The organism is Nocardia sp. CA-084685 (genome assembly GCF_050955785.1).
GTDB lineage: Bacteria > Actinomycetota > Actinomycetes > Mycobacteriales > Mycobacteriaceae > Nocardia.
In genome coordinates, this window is the sequence record NZ_CP192094.1 from 7,887,676 (window position 1) to 7,906,105 (window position 18,430).

General features: G+C 65.7%; 18 protein-coding genes. 9 read left to right on the plus strand and 9 right to left on the minus strand.

The annotated features are described in order from the left end of the window. The first annotated feature begins 29 nt into the window (after positions 1-29). Positions 30-1,823, plus strand: a complete 1,794-nt coding sequence (locus ACQP2U_RS35115; RefSeq protein ID WP_433711446.1) for an AMP-dependent synthetase/ligase — start codon at positions 30-32, stop codon at positions 1,821-1,823. Positions 1,824-1,956: 133 nt separating this feature from the next. On the opposite strand, the gene ACQP2U_RS35120 is transcribed toward ACQP2U_RS35115, so the two are convergent. Beyond that, positions 1,957-2,832: an alpha/beta fold hydrolase gene (locus tag ACQP2U_RS35120; RefSeq protein ID WP_433711447.1), complete on the minus strand. Its 876-nt coding sequence runs from the start codon at positions 2,830-2,832 to the stop codon at positions 1,957-1,959. 88 nt (positions 2,833-2,920) lie between these two features. Here ACQP2U_RS35120 and ACQP2U_RS35125 point away from each other — a divergent pair, with 88 nt between their 5' ends. Beyond that, positions 2,921-3,478 (plus strand): CGNR zinc finger domain-containing protein, encoded by a 558-nt coding sequence (locus ACQP2U_RS35125; protein WP_433711449.1) that lies wholly within the window; start codon positions 2,921-2,923, stop codon positions 3,476-3,478. A gap of 57 nt (positions 3,479-3,535) precedes the next feature. Next, positions 3,536-5,527 (plus strand): molybdopterin-dependent oxidoreductase, encoded by a 1,992-nt coding sequence (locus ACQP2U_RS35130; RefSeq protein WP_433711451.1) that lies wholly within the window; start codon positions 3,536-3,538, stop codon positions 5,525-5,527. An 84-nt stretch (positions 5,528-5,611) separates the two neighbouring features. Here ACQP2U_RS35130 and ACQP2U_RS35135 read toward each other — a convergent pair whose 3' ends face one another. From ACQP2U_RS35135 to ACQP2U_RS35145, 3 genes are all read right to left on the minus strand, one after another. Next, on the minus strand, positions 5,612-7,093 hold the full coding sequence (locus ACQP2U_RS35135; RefSeq protein ID WP_433711452.1) for a DHA2 family efflux MFS transporter permease subunit: 1,482 nt from the start codon (positions 7,091-7,093) through the stop codon (positions 5,612-5,614). Between the two features lie 53 nt (positions 7,094-7,146). Further along, complete coding sequence (locus ACQP2U_RS35140; RefSeq protein ID WP_433711453.1) at positions 7,147-7,839, minus strand: PadR family transcriptional regulator; 693 nt, start codon at positions 7,837-7,839, stop codon at positions 7,147-7,149. 217 nt (positions 7,840-8,056) lie between these two features. After that, on the minus strand, positions 8,057-9,019 hold the full coding sequence (locus ACQP2U_RS35145; RefSeq protein WP_433711454.1) for a glycine betaine ABC transporter substrate-binding protein: 963 nt from the start codon (positions 9,017-9,019) through the stop codon (positions 8,057-8,059). Positions 9,020-9,166: 147 nt separating this feature from the next. Here ACQP2U_RS35145 and ACQP2U_RS35150 point away from each other — a divergent pair, with 147 nt between their 5' ends. The 4 genes from ACQP2U_RS35150 to ACQP2U_RS35165 are packed head-to-tail and all read left to right on the plus strand — an operon-like array spanning position 9,167 to position 12,637. Next, the gene (locus ACQP2U_RS35150; RefSeq protein ID WP_433716683.1) at positions 9,167-10,099 is read left to right on the plus strand and encodes an ABC transporter substrate-binding protein; all 933 of its coding nucleotides are present in this window, start codon (positions 9,167-9,169) and stop codon (positions 10,097-10,099) included. A gap of 8 nt (positions 10,100-10,107) precedes the next feature. After that, on the plus strand, positions 10,108-11,256 hold the full coding sequence (locus ACQP2U_RS35155) for an ABC transporter ATP-binding protein (protein ID WP_433711455.1): 1,149 nt from the start codon (positions 10,108-10,110) through the stop codon (positions 11,254-11,256). Further along, positions 11,253-11,915 (plus strand): ABC transporter permease, encoded by a 663-nt coding sequence (locus ACQP2U_RS35160; RefSeq protein ID WP_433711456.1) that lies wholly within the window; start codon positions 11,253-11,255, stop codon positions 11,913-11,915. The genes ACQP2U_RS35155 and ACQP2U_RS35160 overlap by 4 nt, the downstream gene beginning before the upstream one ends. Continuing rightward, positions 11,912-12,637: an ABC transporter permease gene (locus ACQP2U_RS35165; RefSeq protein ID WP_433711457.1), complete on the plus strand. Its 726-nt coding sequence runs from the start codon at positions 11,912-11,914 to the stop codon at positions 12,635-12,637. The genes ACQP2U_RS35160 and ACQP2U_RS35165 overlap by 4 nt, the downstream gene beginning before the upstream one ends. Here the strand turns inward: ACQP2U_RS35165 and ACQP2U_RS35170 are convergent. Then, entirely contained in the window at positions 12,628-13,065 is a 438-nt protein-coding gene (locus ACQP2U_RS35170; protein WP_433711458.1) for a MarR family winged helix-turn-helix transcriptional regulator, read from the minus strand. The two genes, ACQP2U_RS35165 and ACQP2U_RS35170, sit on opposite strands and share 10 nt — an antisense overlap. A gap of 139 nt (positions 13,066-13,204) precedes the next feature. On the opposite strand from ACQP2U_RS35170, the gene ACQP2U_RS35175 reads away from it, so the two are divergent. After that, positions 13,205-13,390, plus strand: coding sequence for a hypothetical protein (locus ACQP2U_RS35175; protein ID WP_433711459.1), 186 nt, complete (start codon positions 13,205-13,207; stop codon positions 13,388-13,390). Positions 13,391-13,541: 151 nt separating this feature from the next. Next, entirely contained in the window at positions 13,542-13,958 is a 417-nt protein-coding gene (locus tag ACQP2U_RS35180) for a CBS domain-containing protein (RefSeq protein WP_397036244.1), read from the plus strand. Positions 13,959-14,023: 65 nt separating this feature from the next. Here ACQP2U_RS35180 and ACQP2U_RS35185 read toward each other — a convergent pair whose 3' ends face one another. The 4 genes from ACQP2U_RS35185 to ACQP2U_RS35200 form a co-directional block, all read right to left on the minus strand. Beyond that, positions 14,024-15,220: an NADP-dependent malic enzyme gene (locus tag ACQP2U_RS35185; protein ID WP_397035973.1), complete on the minus strand. Its 1,197-nt coding sequence runs from the start codon at positions 15,218-15,220 to the stop codon at positions 14,024-14,026. A gap of 435 nt (positions 15,221-15,655) precedes the next feature. Continuing rightward, complete coding sequence (locus tag ACQP2U_RS35190) at positions 15,656-17,221, minus strand: FAD-binding protein (protein ID WP_433711460.1); 1,566 nt, start codon at positions 17,219-17,221, stop codon at positions 15,656-15,658. A gap of 51 nt (positions 17,222-17,272) precedes the next feature. Further along, complete coding sequence (locus ACQP2U_RS35195; protein ID WP_040695075.1) at positions 17,273-17,539, minus strand: hypothetical protein; 267 nt, start codon at positions 17,537-17,539, stop codon at positions 17,273-17,275. Then, positions 17,536-18,390 (minus strand): PHP domain-containing protein, encoded by an 855-nt coding sequence (locus ACQP2U_RS35200; RefSeq protein WP_433716684.1) that lies wholly within the window; start codon positions 18,388-18,390, stop codon positions 17,536-17,538. Before ACQP2U_RS35200 ends, ACQP2U_RS35195 begins: the two co-directional genes overlap by 4 nt. Positions 18,391-18,430 lie beyond the last annotated feature (40 nt).

The window sequence follows — 18,430 nt, forward strand, 5'->3', positions numbered from 1 at the left end:
GGCGAGTAAACCCACGTGGAAGGGCACTGATGCGAGAGTTCGAAGTCCCGGCTTCCTACACCATCCCGGAAGACGCGAACAATTCCGATAACGTCTTCCGGCATGCCGAGCAGTCGCCGGGCGCGGTGCTGTTCAACGTCACCCAAGCCGGTGGCGGATGGCGGGAAATCAAGGCCGCGGAATTCGCCGAGACGGTCACCGGTGTGGCCAAGGGCCTCATCGCCTCCGGTCTCGAGATCGGCGACCGCGTCGCCATCATGGCCCCGACCCGCTACGAATGGGTGCTGCTCGACTTCGCCATCTGGGCCGCCGGCGGTTGCACCGTCGCCATCTACGACAGCTCGGCCGCCGAACAGGCCAAGTGGATCCTGCAGGACTCGGCCACCAAACTGCTGGTGGTCGACAGCGATAAGCACCGCAAGGTCATCGATGAGATCGAGGCGGGCACGCTGCCGGATCTGAAGGAGACCTTGCAGATCGACAAGGGCGCGGTCGACGAGCTGATCGCGCGTGGCGCCGACCTCGACGACGCGTCGGTGCACGCGCGCCGCGCCGAGGTCAATGCCAAGTCCCCGGCCACCCTGATCTACACCTCGGGCACCACCGGCCGCCCCAAGGGCGTCATGCTCTCGCATTCGAATCTGTACGCGGAGTCGAAGTCCGACCGGATCGCGCTGAACAGGTACGTTGCCGAGGGCAAGAAGACGCTGATGTTCCTGCCGCTGGCCCATGTCTTCGCGCGTGCGGTCACGCTGGCCGCCTTCGATGCCAAGGTGATCGTCGCGTTCACCGCCGACTGGTCCACCCTGGTCGAACAGTTCGGCAGCTACCGTCCGCATTTCATCCTCGCGGTGCCACGCGTATTCGAGAAGGTGTTCAACAGCGCCAAGCAGAAGGCGCACGACGGTGGCAAGGGCAAGATCTTCGACGCGGCCGCCGAGACCGCGATCGCCTACAGCCAGGCCCTCGACAACGGTGGGCCCGGCCTGGTGCTCGAGCTCAAGCACACGGTTTTCGACAAGCTCGTCTACAGCAAACTGCGGGTCGCGCTCGGCGGTCAGTGTGAGGCCGCGGTCTCCGGCGGCGGACCGCTGGGCGCGCGCCTCGGCCACTTCTTCCGCGGCGTCGGCGTCACCATCTACGAGGGTTACGGCCTCACCGAGACCACCGCGGCCGTCACCGTGAACACCCCCGGCAATATTCGCGTCGGCAGCGTCGGCAAGCCGATCGAGGGCCATGCGGTCAAGATCGCTGAGGACGGCGAACTGCTGCTGCGCGGATCGGTTGTCTTCAACGGTTACTGGGGCAATGCCGAGGCCACCGAGGACGCGTTCACCGACGGCTGGTTCAAGACCGGCGACCTGGGCGCCATCGATGGCGACGGGTACGTCACCATTACCGGCCGCAAGAAGGAAATCATCGTCACCGCGGGCGGTAAGAACGTCTCCCCGGGTCTGATGGAGGATTCGCTGCGGGCACACCCGCTGATCAGCCAGGTCATGGTGGTCGGCGACGGACAGCCCTTCGTCGGCGCGCTGGTCACCCTCGATCCGGAGGCGCTGCCGGGCTGGAAGGAACGCAACAACTTGCCCGTCGAGACCCCGATCGAGCAGGTGATCGAGAATCCGGCGCTGGTCGCGGAGATCAATGCGGCGGTCGCGGAGACCAATAAGAAGGTCTCGCATGCCGAGGCGATCAAGAAGATCCGCATTCTGTCCGTCGACTGGACCCAGGAGACCGGCGAGCTGACGCCGAAGATGTCGCTGAAGCGGGCCGTGGTGATGAAGCAGTACGCGTCCGAGGTGGAGAAGATCTACAGCTGACGCCGAAAGCAAAGGCGCCGTCCGCGAGTTGCGGACGGCGCCTTTGCTTTCGGCCGATCACTAGTCTGAGCGCCCACTCTTTGCCCAATTTCGCGGGAGCTTGCGGATTCGGCAAAGTGGGCGCTGAGGTCACTCACTGCCGCACAGTGCGAGCATCCAGAAACTCGGCGATCAACGGCGCGATCTCGGCAAGGTGCGTCTCCAACGCGAAGTGGCCCGTATCGAAGACGTGCAGTTCGGCGTCGGGGAGATCGGCGAGGTAGGCGTGCGCGCCGGGCTCCGGAAAGAAGGGGTCGTTCGCGCCCCAGACGATGAGGGTGCGCGGCGTGTACTTGCGCAGCCACTGCTGCCATTCGGGGTAGGCGGCGACATTCGACTTGTAGTCGAAGGCGAGGGCTACCTGGGCCTGCTTGCGGCCGGGCAGGTCGAGGAAGTACTGATCGAGGATCCACGATTCTGGGCTGAGCACGGTCGGATCGGGGACGCCGTGCTCGTACTGACCGCGAGTGCCTTCCAAGGTGAGCAGGCCGCGAATGGTGTCTTCGGCTCCTTCGTCCTCGGGACACAGCGCGGTGAAGTCGCGAGCGAGTTCCGATAGCCCGGCCTCGTAGGCATTGCCGTTCTGAACGATGAGGCCATTGATCCATTCAGGGTGGCGCGCCGCGACGCGGAAGCCGACCGGAGCGCCGAAGTCGAAGACATACATGGTGAATTCACGCAGTCCGAGCTGCGCTACAAAACCTTCGACCACATCGGCCAGTCGGTCGAAGGAGTAGTCGAAATCAGGTGCTGCGGCGGTGTTTCCGAAGCCCGGATAGTCCGGGGCGATCAATCGGTACTGCGCGCCGAGCACATCGAACAGCCTGCGGAACTGGTGCGATGCCGACGGAAAACCGTGCAGCAGCAATAACACCGGCGCGCCCGCAGTGTTGGGGACCGATTCGCGGTAGTGGACCTCGACGCCATCGACATCGATGTGGCGGTACTGGATGACTGGCAGCTCGATCATGCGCTCACATGCTTTCTATCTGCGATGTTGCATTAGTTCTAGCTGACGACCTTCTAATGTGTCAACTGTTCGATGTACCATTAGCTTCATGAATGAAGCTCCGCTGATCGGCGAGCCGCTGGCATTGGACCTGGTCAATACCCGGCCGACCGGTGTCGATCTGCTGGCGACCCCGGATGACCTGGCGAATTGGCTTGCGCTGCAGGCCGCGCGGTTTCCGGAGCTGGCGGTCGCACGTCCCACTTCCGCCGACCTGGCTGCCGTTCATGCGGTGCGCGACCAGATCAGCGCCGCCCTGGACGCACGGCTGCACGATCGCCGCCCGCCCGCCGATGCATTGCGCGGACTCAATGCCGCGCAGGCCGCCGCACCAGCGATCCGACAGCTGGAATGGGGTGGCGATGCGGTGATCGCGATCCAGCGCCGCGATGGCACGGTCGCCGAGAGGCTGGCCGCAGTCTTGGCCGAAGCCGCCGCCGACCTGCTCGCCGATCCGTCGATCGGCAAGTTGAAGCGCTGCGAGGCCGACGACTGCGTTCTGCTGTTCCTGCCCGCTCACCCGCGCCGTCGCTGGTGCTCGGCCGAACGCTGCGGAAACCGGGTCCGCGTCGCCCGCTACTACCGGCGGCACAAGTGCGTGGACTGACGTGCACGTCACCGAATGGTCATACTCCCCGAGCGCACCCGGCAGTAGGCTCGGACCATGGCTGAACTGCGCTTTCGGGTGGCGGCGGGCATTGTCGCCGCCGGTCTGGCACTCGGCGTCGCCGAGTTGGTTGCCGCCTTCATCGGCCCCGACAGCGCTCCCCCGAACGCACTCGGCTCGACCGTCATCGACCACACGCCGGACGGCGTGCGCGAATGGGTCATCCAAACCTTCGGCACCAATGACAAGACCCTGTTGTTCGTCTGCATGGCGCTCGTGGCGGTGCTGGTCGCCGGATTCATCGGAGTCATCGAACGAACCGACCGCCCTCGCGGATCGTGGCTGCTGGGCGCTCTCGGTCTACTCACCGCGGCCATCGTCTTCGGACGCGCCGGATTGTCCGCCGCCTGGCCGACCGTAATCGGCGTCGCCGCAGGCATTTACGCCCTGCGCGCCCTAACATCCCGAATAGACGATGCGGTCGCGGCCGCGCCGACTCCCGGGCCAGTCCACACCGCATCCGGCGAGGACACAGCGAGTCGGCGTCAGACCGCGACCCCGAGTTCAGTCGGGTCCGAAACGCCGAAAACCGCTGCCACCGAGGCCGACCCCAGCATATCGGCCGCGCCGAGAACGACCACACCCGGTGAGCAAGCGGTTGGCAGCGGGACAGCATCGTCATCGGAAACTCCCGCTGGCCACCGCGCCTCGTCCGAGCAAGGCGCGCCGGAGATACCCGCAACCGGTTCTGCTTCCGCGGACGAACAAGCGTCGAGCAGCACCGCTGCGCCAGGCAACACCGCAGCGTCGGCGCCGGAAACGTCGGCTGAGCAGGCTCGAGGTGCTGGCGGGCAAACAGCAGGTCGCGCCCGGGTTCCACAGGCGAGCGCTACGGAGGCGGCGCCGGTGGTTCCCCCGGCCAGTTCTATCTCGGCGACCGAGAGCGAACCTGTGGTCGACGCGGCGGATTCGGCTGGGGGTCCTCAGCGACGACAGGTATTGCGGGGCATCGCGGTCGCGGGTGGACTGGCGCTGCTCAGCGGAGTGGGCGGTCGCCTGATCGGAGCGCGGCGGCGCGATGTCTCTGGGGAGCGGGCAGCGATTCAGCTGCCGGAACCGAGTGGACCGACGGTGGCGCTCGCACCCGACGCGGATTTGAAATTGCCGGGGCTGACACCGTACCTGACGTCCAATAGCGACTTCTATCGGATCGACACCGCCCTGATCCTCCCACAGGTATCAGTTGACGATTGGTCCTTGCGCATCCACGGAATGGTCGATCGCGAAATCCAGCTCAGCTGGGACGATCTCGCCAAACGCGCGCCGGTCGAGAAGCTGGTGACGCTCGCCTGCGTTTCGAATCCGGTCGGCGGCGATCTGATCGGCAATGCAAGCTGGCGCGGCTACCGCTTGGACGAACTGCTCGCCGAGGCCGGCCCGCATCCGGACGCCGATATGGTCCTTTCGCACAGCATCGACGGTTTCACCGCGGGCAGCCCGCTTGCCGTACTCACCGACGGCCGCGATGCGCTGCTCGCCGTCGGTATGAACGGCGAACCCCTTCCCGTCGCACACGGCTATCCGGCCCGCCTGGTGGTTCCCGGCCTCTACGGATACGTCTCCGCCACCAAATGGGTGACCGAACTGGAGATCACCCGCTTCGACCGCGCCACCGCCTACTGGACCCGCCGCGGCTGGTCCGCCTACGGCCCCATCAAAACCGGCACCCGCATCGACACCCCGCGTGCCCGCGCCAAACTGCAACCGGGCAGCACCGCCATTGCCGGCGTCACCTGGGCTCAACATCGGGGCATCCGAGCCGTCGAAGTCCAAATCGACAACGGGCCATGGCAACCCGCCCGTCTGTCCACCGAACAATCCATCGACACCTGGCGTCAATGGGTCTACGACTGGAATGCCACCCCCGGCTCGCACACCATCCGCGCCCGCGCCACCGACGGCACCGGCGAAACCCAAACCGAAGCCCGCGCCTCGGTAGTTCCCGACGGCGCCACCGGCTACCCTTCGACCACTGTCACCGTCGGCTGAGTCCGATCACTTCGACTGCGCGCCACCAGCACGAGCGCAATGCGCCCTGCGGACTGATCGGCCGCAGGGCGCACTACCGACGACTCAGACGCCGACGGTGTCGGCCTTGGCCAGGTCGGTCTTCGGGCCGGATACGGCGGATTGGCCGTGGCGGATGAACAGGGCCGAGGCGATTACGCCGACCACCAGGATGCCCGCGGGAAGCAGGACGGCTTGGCCGAGGGCGGTACTGAAGGCATCCTTGACGAATTCGGGGATGGGGCCTTGGCCCGCACCGCCTTCGGAGATCTTGCCACCGCCGAGGCCATTGGCGCTCATGCGGGCCGCGACCAGGGCGCTGATCACGGCGCTACCGAGGACCGAGCCCACTTGGCGGGTGGTGTTGTAGACGCCGGCGCCCGCACCGGCCTGCTGGATCGGCAGGTTGTGCGTAGCGGTGGAAGCCAGTGGCGCCCAGATGCAAGCGTTGGCGAAACCCGCCAGCGCGGCCGAGAGCAGGAACCACACCAGCGCGGAATCCGGCGTCATCAGTGCCGAGAACCAGAAGATCGACACCGAGAATCCGATGAAGCCGATGGTCGGCACGAGACGCGGGTGCAGTTTGTCGGAGACCTTGCCGACGATCGGTGCGAAAACGCCGGTGACGATCGCCATCGGTGCGAATACCAAGGCGGACTTGGTCGGTGACATCTCTCGCACCGCCTGCAGGTAGAAGTACGACGGCACCATGAACGAGGTGACCGCGGCACCCATGGCCGCGATACCCACATTCGACAGCGCGAAGTTGCGCTCACGGAAAAGTCCCAACGGCAGCAGCGGCTCACCGGTATTGCGCGACTGATTCACCAGGAACACCGCGAGCACGACGACACCCGCGCCGATCATCAGCCAGATGCGCAGCGACCAGTCGTAGGTATTGCCCTCCTGGATACCGAAGACCAGCAGGAACACTCCGATTCCGCTGAGCACGACACCCGGAATATCGAACTTGTGCTCATTCGTCGGCAGTGCCGGAACCAACCAGACCGCGAGCGCGAAGGCGACGATGCCGACCGGCACATTGACGATGAAGATCCACTCCCAGCCGAGCCCGTCGACCAGCACACCGCCGAGGATGGGACCGACCAGCGTGGCGAGACCGGCGACACCGCCCCACAGACCCATGGCCGCACCGCGCTTATCCGGCGGGAAGGTCCTGGTGATCACCGCCATGGTCTGCGGCGTCATCAGCGCGGCGCCGAGCCCCTGTACGGCCCGCGCGGCGATCAGCATGGTGATCGATCCGGACAGACCGCACCACAGCGAGGCGGCGGTGAACACGGCCAGACCGACCAGGTACAGATTCTTGGGCCCGTAACGATCACCGAGCCGACCGGTGACCAGCAGCGGCACCGCATATGTCAGCAGATACGCGCTGGTCACCCAGATGACCTGGGAGATGTCGGCTTGCAGATCCGTCATGATCGCCGGATTGGCGACCGCGACGATCGTCATATCCAGCAGAATCATGAAGAAGCCGACGACCAGCGCGAACAGCGCCAGCCACGGATTGCGTTGAGTGGTCATGGATTTGGTTCCTATCTCGGATGTCTGTACCGGAGGCCGTGCGCCGGTACTCATCAGGGCGGTGACGCGCTGGTTTCGTTCCAGCGGCGCGGCACCGGGGGTGGTTCGGACCGGTCCTGGTTGGACCAGGGGTGCTGATGTTCGGTTATGCGAACGCCGGTGGCCGGGTCGAATTCGTCCCACTCCATTTCGCCGCTGTCGAGTTCGGTGATGAGGTTCTGGACCCACGCGATTTCGGCCGCGATGGTGGCCTGCAGATACGGGAGCACGAGCCAGTAGCGACGCGGCACGGCGTGCATCCCCGCCCACCGGCTCATCATCTCGACGTCGGCGAGGTCCTGCGCCAACCGCTCTACCCGCTCTCGCAATAGCGCGAGCACGTCCGGCGCTGGCAGGTTGTGCGCCTCGTTGAGCGCGACCGGGAACATCGGGTACTCGCGCCCGGGATTGCGCAGGATCTCGGCGATTCGGGAACGCAATGTTTCCCGGCCACTTTCGGTGATCCGGTAGGTGGTGCGCTCCGGCCGATTCCCGTCCCGGTCGACCCCCTCGGCCCGTACCAATCCTTGGTCGGCCAACCGCGTCACCGTGTGATAGAGCGAGCCCGGCCGTAGCTTCACCAGCATGTCCTCCCGGCGCGCGATCAGCAGCTGATACGCCTCGTAAGGATGCATTGGCCGCTCTTCGAGCAGCGCGAGCACGGCGATCGCCAATGGCGTCACCCCTGGGCGCGCGTGCTGCCCCATTTCGATCACCTCCTGCACAACACTCGCGGATGCGAGATCGAATCCCCGGGAGCACGGTAGCTGCGGCCACCGACATACTCCACATCAAATACTCCACATGGAATATACGGCGTGGAACACGCCACTCGCAAGACGGTGACGTCGCGCGGAATTGTGATCGGCGACATAGCAAACGGCCCGAGCGCGAACCGCTCGGGCCGTCGTGACCAGGGACTTTCTAGAGCGCGTGGTTGTCCAACCAGGTGCGTGCCACCTCCGTGGCAGCGGCACCTTCGCCGACCTTGCGGATCATCTCCGCCAAGTCATCTGTGGTGAGCTCACCCGAGACGTAGTTCAGCTTCTTGATCTGCCGATCGTCGAGCAGACCCTTGCGATACACCGCGAGCACGTTCTCGGCCCGCACCGCGTAGTCGTTATCGGCGAGGACGGTCAGCCCATCGGTCGCACCAAGGACCAGCGCGGGCGGCCCGGCCAGGATTCCGGCCTGGATTTCGCCGTCCAGCAATGCCTTTCGCAGCGCCGTCGCATCGGGATAGGGCCTGATAGCAGCGAAGTCACAACCGGAAATCCGCACGGGGCCCGTCGTTTGCACCGCACCGGGTACCGGTGCCACCCCGGCCTGGATTCCGCCGCACCGGGGTGCGAGAGCGCCGAGCGACCGGACGTCCTTGCCCGCGGCTTCGGTCAGCAGCACCCGAGCCCGCATATCCGTGCCGTCGGCCGGATCGGAGACCGCGAGCCCCTCCGGTAGCGACCGGTTCAACTCCTCGGTTACCGACAGCCGAACCGGTGCGGACGTGTCCGCCACATCGGTCGTCACCTCGGGCTCGAGCGCTCGCGCACCGGGATTCAGGAAAGTGAGCAGTTCGCCGCTGTGGTCGCCGACCACCGTCACCGTGCCCGCGTCCAATGCGGCCAGATAGTCCGCCCGACTGCCGAGATCGGCGGTGACCGAGGTGCGCGCACCGGTCCGCGCCAACGCGCCCGCATAGATTTGCGCAAGGAGATTTGATTCCATCGAATCGCCCGCGCCGACCGCTATCGTCGGGCCCGGATTGTCACTTCCGCAGGAAACCGCCAGCCCGAAGGCCGTGACAACCACGACCCGTGCCAGCATCCGCCTCGACGCGGCCAACCCCATCCGGCGACACCAACCTTCGGTAGTGAACAGGAACTGCATGCAGCGGGCAATATGAACAACCAGAATGTACCGGGTGGCCGTGCGTGCACGGCTCCTCGGATCGCTCGTCATGCCGGAAGGACTCCAGTGAAAACCACGATCAACCCCGATGCCCCGCGGCACGGGCGGTTCGCGCTGCGGCTGACGCTGCGCGCCGCCCGTATTCTCGTCGCCGCCGCGGCACTGGCCGCCGCCATGATCCTGTCCGCCTGTGGTAACTCCGACCCGCTTGCGGCCAAGGGCAATTGTGAGGGTGACGGGCTGACCGTCGGCTCTGCGAACTTCCCGGAATCGGAAACAGTCGCGAACATCTATGCGGAAGTGTTGCGCGTCAACGGATTCAATGTCGACACCAAACTCGATATCGGTAGCCGGGAGGCCTATATCCCGGCACTGCGCCAGTGCGCGATCTCAGTAATTCCGGAATACAACGGCAACCTGCTGCAGTACTTGGACAAGAACGCCACCGCGACCAGTTCGACCGATATCGACGCCGCACTCGCCAAGGCGCTGGGTTCCGATCTCGCTGTCGGCACCCCGGCCCCGGGCCAGGACTCGGACGCGGTCGTGGTCACCAAGGCCACCGCAGAGCGCTGGAACCTGCACAGCATCGCCGATCTGGCGGCACATTCGGCCGAGGTGAAATTCGGAGCGCCCGCCGAATTCCAGGAGCGCGCAGGCGGTCTGCCCGGTCTGAAGAAGAACTACAACCTGGACATCGCCGCCAACAACTTCGTGCCGATCGCCGACGGCGGCGGGCCCGCGACGGTGCGCGCGCTGGTGGAAGGCACGGTTACCGCGGCCAATATCTTCACCACCTCCCCCGCGATCGCGCAGAACAATCTGGTGGTGCTGGAGGATCCGAAGCACAACTTCCCCGCCCAGAATGTGGTGCCGCTGTTCAACTCCGCCAAGAAGACCGATAAAGCACTCGCCGCGCTCAATGCTGTCTCGGCGAAACTCACCACCGATGAACTGCTGAAGCTCAACGAGGCGGTCTCCGGTAGCAGCAAGACCGAGCCCAAGGCCGCAGCACAGCAATGGGTTACCGCCCAGGGGTTGAACAAGCCCACCGGGTAGGAGCCAGCGTGTCCGATATCGAATTCAGCCGTATCAGCAAGACCTATCCCGACGGCACGCATGCCGTCTCCGAACTCGATCTGCGCATCGAATCCGGCTCGTTCACGGTCTTCGTCGGACCATCGGGTTGCGGTAAGACCACCTCGATGCGCATGATCAACCGGATGATCACGCCCAGTTCGGGCACCATCACCGTTGGCGGCGCGGACATTTCGACGGTGAATCCGGTCGAGTTGCGGCTCGGTATCGGATACGTGATCCAGAGCGCCGGACTTCTCCCGCACCGAACGGTCGTCGACAACGTCGCGACAGTGCCTGTGCTGCAAGGGGTTCGGCGCCGAGCGGCCCGCGCGGCCGCACTAGAGGTGCTGGACCGGGTCGGGTTGGACCGATCGCTGGCCAACCGGTATCCCGCCCAACTCTCCGGCGGACAGCAGCAGCGAGTCGGCGTGGCCAGGGCGCTGGCCGCCGACCCGCCGGTGCTGTTGATGGACGAACCGTTCAGTGCGGTCGATCCGGTGGTGCGCGAGGAGTTGCAGGCCGAAATGCTGCGGCTGCAAGCCGAATTGCACAAAACCATCGTCTTCGTCACCCATGACATCGATGAGGCGGTGAAACTCGGCGACCGGATCGCGGTATTCGGACCGGGCGGCGTCCTCCAGCAGTACGACGAACCTCAGCGCGTACTCGCCGCGCCCGCAACCGATTTCGTAGCGGGCTTCGTCGGACGTGATCGCGGCTATCGCGCACTGTCGTTCCGCAACGCGGATACCTTGATACTGCACGATATTCACACCGCAACCGAACCCGAACTCGCCGAATTGCGCCTGGACCGGGGCGAATGGGTGTTGGTGGTCACCGATTCCGGTGTTCCGCGCGGCTGGATCGATGTCACCGGTGTGGAGAGCATCCGGGCCGGACGAGCATTGCACGACAGCATCGCCGCAGGTGGATCACTATTTCCGCCCGACGGCGATCTGCGGCAGGCGCTGGACGCGGCGATTTCCTCGCCGTCGGGAATCGGTGTTGCCGTTGACGATTCCGGTGCGGCCCGTGGTGGAATCCGGGCTCCCGAGGTACTCGAGCAACTCGCCGGACAGCGCACGCTCGAGGACGACGAGCGCAATCGGCATTTCTTCGAAACCGAAAACGCATGAAGTATCTGATCGACAACTTCTCCGAGATCATGGGTTACACCAGAACCCACCTGTATCTCGCATTGGTGCCGCTACTGCTCGGGCTGATCATCGCGATTCCAGTGGGCGCGTTGGTGCGTCGAATCTCCTGGCTGCGGCGCGTCACGGTGACGGTGGCCAGCCTGTCGTACACCATTCCGTCGCTGGCCCTGTTCGTGATCATTCCGCCGCTGGCCGGAATTTCGACCATCGCTCCGCTGAACGTGATCATCGCGCTCACCGTGTATTCGACCGCATTGCTGGTGATCGCCGTGCCGACGGCGCTGGATTCGGTCTCACCCACCGTCATCGACGCCGCCGACGCGGTGGGCTTCAGTTCGCTGCGGCGCACCGTGACCGTCGATATGCCGTTGGCCATACCGGTTTTCGTCTCCAGCCTGCGCGTGGTGGTGGTCACCAATATCGCCATGGTTTCGGTCGGCGCGCTGATCGGTGTCGGTGGGCTCGGTAAACTCTTCACCCAGGGCTATCAGCGCGACTATCCGGACGAAATCATCGCCGGCATCATCGTGACGCTCGCGCTGGCCCTGATCTTCGACCGCTTGGTGTATGTCATCGGACGCTGGGCGACCCCGTGGACGCGCGCGGACGCCAGGACAGCGAAAGGTGCTGCGGCATGAATCTTTTCATCGATGCCTGGCACTATTTCACCGACGGCGCGAACTGGACCGGCCCGGCGGGTATCCAACATCGCATCGCCGAGCACCTCTGGTACAGCTTCCTGACCGTCGTGGTATCCGCAGCGGTCGCGGTCCCGCTGGGGCTGGTAATCGGACATACCCGTCGCGGTGCCGCGGTGCTGGTCGGATTCGCCAATGCCATGCGCGCCCTGCCCACCCTCGGCCTGCTCACCTTCCTGGTGCTCGGCCTCGGACTCGGCCTGATTCCACCCCTGCTCGCACTCGTCACGGTCGGGATTCCGCCGCTACTGGCCGGTGCTTACGCCGGAATCGCCAATGTCCCAGCCGATGTCGTGGACGCCTCGCGCGCCATGGGCATGACCGAGCGCCAGATCCTGTTCCGCGTAGAGGTGCCCAACGCGCTGCCGATCCTGCTCACCGGCCTGCGTGGAGCCACCCTGCAGGTCATCGCCACCGCCACCATCGCCGCCTTCGTCAACCTGGGCGGTCTCGGCCGCTACATCTTCGACGGCATCGCCATCTACCGCTACGACCGCGTCCTCGTGGGTGCACTGCTGGTCGCGGTCCTCGCCATGGTCATGGACGGCCTGCTGGCTTTCGCGGTCTGGGCCAGCGTCCCCGGCACGGGCCGCCTGCGCCGCAGCTCTCGGCTGCCCGTCACCGCCGCCGGAATCCAGCAGACCTCGAGCTCTCAGGCATAGGGATCGGTGATCTCGCGCAGCCGGGCCATGATGTCGCGCAGCTGCCGCATGCGCTGCGCACCGAGGTGCGTCGCCCACTCGGCCTCGATCCGGTCGGCGACGGAGTTGGCGTACGCCGCCATCTTCACCCCACGTTCGGACAGCACCACCAACCGAGCTCGACCGTCGCTCGGGTCCGGTACCCGCCGCACATATCCAGCGCGTTCGAGCTGATCGACCAGGAATCCGGCGGTTTGCTTGGTGACCTGGGCCTGCTCGGCCAACTCGGTCAGGCGGCTGCCATCGGCGCCGATGCGCGCCGCGAGCCGTCCCTGGGCAACGGTGACGTCGTCGTATCCGGACTCGGCCAAGTCGGCGAAGATCCGGTCCTCCATCGATCGGTAGGCAATGAACATCAGCAGGCCCACATTCATCTCGCCGTCGGCCATCCCGCTCCTTGACATTGGTCAGATTATCTTACTACATTGATAAGTCTATCTGACCAATCCTAGGCGAGGTCCGAACCCGGGGAGCGCACCAGCGGCCGCGGCCGCAGCGGCCGCCCGTGCGGTAACCATCGGATGGCCGGTGTGGGATAAACACCGCATCGACGGAGTCCGCTTGGTCGCCTCCGACGTCGACTGGAGCCACGGCGGCGGACCCGAGATTCTCGGCCCGATCACCGCGCTATTACTCCTGGTTACCGGCCGCACGGCGGCAATGGACCTGCTCACCGGCGACGGCGTCGCGCCGATGACGGCTCGCCTTCGCTGACCGTCCAGGCATTGACCAATGATGTGACATGGGTCACGATGTGACGTGGCCGCAGAAGTTTGCTTCGCGGATGCTCGACCCACGATCGCGGAGTCGAATTCTGCGGGATCACTCATCCGAGACCAGGAGGCGTACCGTGAACAGTCGCTCTATGAAGGCGCGCGACATCATGCACGAAAACGCGGAGTGGATCCCCGCCGACGAAACGCTGGATCGGGCCGCGCAGATGATGCGCAGGCTGGATATCGGCGCATTGCCGATCGGCAGCGACGACCGTCTCGTCGGCATGCTGACTGATCGCGACATCGTCGTGAAATGCATTGCGATGGGCCATGATCCGAGCAAGGTCCGGGCCGGGGATCTGGCCGAGGGCACCCCGCGCTGGATATCGGCCGATGCCGATGTGCGCCAAGTGCTGGACATGATGGAGCACGACCGGATCAAACGACTGCCGGTGATCGACGACAAGAAGCGACTCGTCGGCATGATCTGCGAATCCGATATCGCCAAGAACCTCAGCGATGCCGAAATCGCGGAATTCGTTTCGGCGGTCTTCGTTCCGCACTGATTCAGCCGCAGCACGCAATACGGGGCTGCTCACCCCGGTGAGCAGCCCCGTATTTTCGGGTCGAATTACGCGACGCCCTCCGCGCGAGCGGCGGCGGCCACGGCCTCGGCCACGGCCGGAGCGACCCGCGGGTCGAGCGGGCTAGGCACGATCTTGTCCGGGGCGATCTCATCGGCGACCACGCTGAGGATGGCATCGGCGGCGGCGATTTTCATGCCCTCGGTGATGCGGCGCGCGCCCGCGTCCAGCGCACCCTTGAAGACGCCGGGGAACGCGAGGACATTGTTGATCTGGTTCGGGAAGTCGCTGCGTCCGGTGGCCACGATCGCGGCGTACTTGTGCGCGACCTCGGGGTGGATCTCCGGGTTCGGGTTCGACATCGCGAACACGATCGACTCCGGCGCCATCGAGGCGATCAGTTCCTCGGCGATGGTGCCCGCGGAGAGTCCGAGGAACACATCGGCACCGGCCAGCGCCTCGGCCGCACCACCGGCGAGCCCGCGCGGGTTGGTGCGCTGCGCCAGTTCTGCCTTCACCGCATTGAGATCGCCGCGCTCGATGTTGACGATGCCCTTCGAATCGAGCACGACCACATCCTTGACGCCCGCGGCGAGCAGGATATTCGTGCACGCCACACCGGCCGCACCGGCGCCGGACACCACGACCTTCATGTCATCGATGGCACGATCCTGCACTTTGGCCGCGCCGTTGAGGGCGGCGAGTACCACGATGGCGGTGCCGTGCTGGTCGTCGTGCATGACCGGGCAATCCAGGGCCTCGATGAGCCGCTGCTCGATCTCGAAGCAGCGCGGCGCCGAGATGTCCTCCAGGTTCACCGCACCGAAGCTCGGGCGCAGCCGGATGATGGTCTCCACGATCTCGTCGACGTCCTTGGTGTCCAGGACGATCGGGATCGAGTTCAGTCCGGCGAACTTCTTGAACAGCGCCGCCTTGCCCTCCATCACGGGCAGCGAGCCACGCGGACCGATGTCGCCGAGACCGAGGACCGCGGTGCCGTCACTGACCACCACGACGAGCCGGTCGGTCCAGGTGTAGCGCTTGCACAGCGCCGCATCCTCCGCGATGGCCAGGCTGACCTTCGCGACACCAGGGGTGTAGGCGATGGAAAGGTCGCGTTGGGTCTCCAGCGGTGCGGTGAGTTCGACCGAGAGCTTGCCGCCTAGGTGGCCCGCGAAAATTTCTTCTTGGGTGATTTCTGAAAGGCTTGCGGTGGCATTCGCTGCGTCAGTCACAGGTGACACGATTTCACTCCTGATCGGGTCGGACAAGCCGGGGAACGGGTTACCGCCGGGTAATGGGTATTAGGTATTTCACACGCTCATCGAGTGCGCTGACCGGGACGTTTCGTGTCGTAAAAAATCGTCGGAAATCCGACGATCCGATATCCAAACGTGGCGCGGCACTGATCCGCAGAGCGAGAGCCGGACGGGTGTGTCCGTGTAGAAATGCGGGGGGATCCTCGGGTCGCGACGGTGCGTCGCGAGGCGGTGATCGCCGTTGTTCCCGAACCCGGCGGTGGCGTAGGCGGGAATCCGGAACATTCTGCCAGCCGAGCGGACGCATTGCCAAACCGGCGTGTCGTATCCCGGTCCAGCGTCATCTTTCGAGGGTAGGGCGCGGGAATTACCAGGGGGTAAGCAGAAACTCGCAGTTCGGCAGCGGTATCCGGTGAGCTGTCACATCGGCAGCGGATCTGCCGCGGTGAGCTCCGGCGCGAGCATCGTATCCGCAACTGTCTGCCGTGCGGCCGCGTCTATCCACACCGTTTCGAGTCCGCCGCAGGTCAGCCGCACCCGCCAATCGGTCGCTGGGCCAGGATGATCGGTGCGTCGGTGCATGCCCCGGCTCTCCGTGCGCGCGAGCGCACTGTATTTGGTCCAGCGCGCCACCGCCAGCAGCGCCGCCGCCTGTCTGGCCCGCAACCGGTCCGCCCCGAAGCCGCCGAGGTCGAATTCGGCGCCCGGCCACATGGCATCGAGTTCGCCGATGCTGTCGCGCAAACTCCCGGCGCTGCGCCAGTAGCTGCGCCGTAATGGCAAGGTGTGCTCTTGGACCAGCCCGACCACCGCGCGCGGATCGATGCGAGCCACCGGGTTCAGTCCCGCACCGGCCACCTCGCGCACCGGACCGACCACGCCGCGCCCGCGCGCGAATCGCGCAGCGCCCCTCCCTGCCCATACCCCTGAGGCGATGGCCCATGCTCCGCCCTGACCGCCGAAGCCGCTGACCGCGCCGGTAATCGGCTCGCGCGTCAGCACATCGCCCGCGGCGTAGAGTCCGCTCACCGTGGTCGCGCAGTCCGTCCCGGCGATGCACAATCCACCGGTCCCACGGACTGTGCCCTCGAGCACCGCACGTAACGGCACCCGGCGGGTGTGGTCGATCACTCCCTGTCTGGACAGCCAGCGCCGGACCGGGTACGGCACATCGTCCAAGGCCGCGTAGATCCGGCGACCGTCCGCGATCGCGTTGAATGCCGCGGCGCGATGCCCGGTGATCTGCGTGCCGGATTCGTCGTAGAGCGTCGCGAAATGCAATGCCAGCCCGGGAGCGAAGGCACTGTCGCGGGAGACCACCGGTGCGAGACCGTAGCCGCTGGAGAATTCCATACCCGACAGTTGCGCACCCGCCTCGGCGGCCAGCAGCAGTCCGTCGCCGGTATCCACATCGGTGCCAGCACCGCCGGAGAGGAAGGCGCAGCCGCCGGTGGCGACGACGACGGCCCCGGCCCGGATGGTCCATGGCCGAAAGCTGTTGCGGCGCTGCATACCGACCGCACCGGCGACCACGCCGTCGCGATCGACGAGCAGTTGCAGCGCGGGATGATGATCGAGAATGCGCACCCCGGCTTCGAGCAGGCTGCGGCGCAACCGGAGCAGATAGCCCGCGCCGTCCAGGCATACGCGCAACGACGTGGCACCGCTGGCCGCACCGGGAAACCGATAACCCCAGGCCACCAACTGTTCGACCCGCCGGTGCGTCTCGTCGAGCACCCGCAGCATCCACTCCGGTTCGGCGAGTCCGCCGCCGTGCGCGTATGTGCGGCGCATCGCCTCATCCCGCGCCGCGCCCGGCGGGATATTCCACAGCGAAGTCGTCCCGGCGGCGGTCGGCCCGCTCGCGGCACAGCGGCTCTTGTCGACGAGCGCAACCCGAGCGCCCGCGGCGGCGGCGGAGATGGCGGCCCAGTTCCCGGCGGGACCACCGCCGAGCACGAGCACATCCGTCTCGAAATCCGTCACAAATAGAAATGTTCGGCCACAATTCATCCGGCCGCAACCATTACAGATTTGTCAGCTCCACCACTGCGTCCACAGCAATATTCCGGCGACAATAAAAACGACGACCGATCCGGAAAAAGCTGCCAAACCGCGATGCCGATCCGAAAAAATCTGTGCGCCGAGGCCGATCGCCGAGGTGGCCACATGCCACGTCACCGATTCGCCGCCGGGTCCGGGAAAGCCACGACGAGCAGCGATTACCGCGGTACCGATGACGACAAGGGCCAGCACGAACATCCCACCGGCGACGATTCCGCTGAGTCCGCGCAGCACTCTCACGAGGCGATCACCGGCACACCCGTCGCTTTGCCCGCGAGTTCCTCGAATTGCGCGGAATCGGTAGTGAATTCCCCTAACCGAATGATTTTGTTCGATCCGTGATAGTCCGACGAACCAGTTGTGATGAGACCGAGTTCGGCGGACAACTGCGTGAGCAGCGCGCGATCGGCCGCGGAATGGTCCGGGTGATCGACCTCGAGCCCGCCGAGTCCGAGCGTGGCCAGGTCGCGAATATCGTCGATCGCCAGCAGCCGACCGCGCTTACGCGCCCGGGTATGTGCCAGCACACTCACCCCGCCTGCACTCGCGATCATTTCGACGGCCCGGCGCAGCGGCGTATCCGCCTTCTCCGCGTAGTAGCGGCCGTGCGGTGCCAGCAATTCGGTGAAGGCCGAGTCCACGGTCGGCACCACACCGGCCGCGACGAGCGCACGCGCCAGATGCGGGCGGCCCGCCGACGGTCCGGCCGAGGCCAGCACCGCGTCCGGATCGATGGGTAGTCCGTCGTCACGCATGCGCTCGGCCATCGCGCGCAACCGCTCGACCCGTTCGGCGCGTAAACGTTCCCGTTCGTCGGCGAAAGACCGATCGGTCGGGTCGAAGAGGTATGCGAGCAGATGTACCGGCACCGGCCACCCGTCCTCACCGAGCCCGACACACGACATTTCCATGCCCCGCACCAGCGTCAATCCCTTCGGTAGCGCATCGACCGCCTCGACCCACCCGGCGGTGGTGTCGTGGTCGGTGATCGCGACGACGTCCAAGCCGGCCGCCGCCGCATTGCGGACGAGTTCGGCCGGGGTATCGGTGCCGTCGGACGCGGTCGAATGGGTATGCAGGTCGATGCGCACGCCTTCTTTCATACCGTGCGCTCGCAGGGCGCGTGCACGC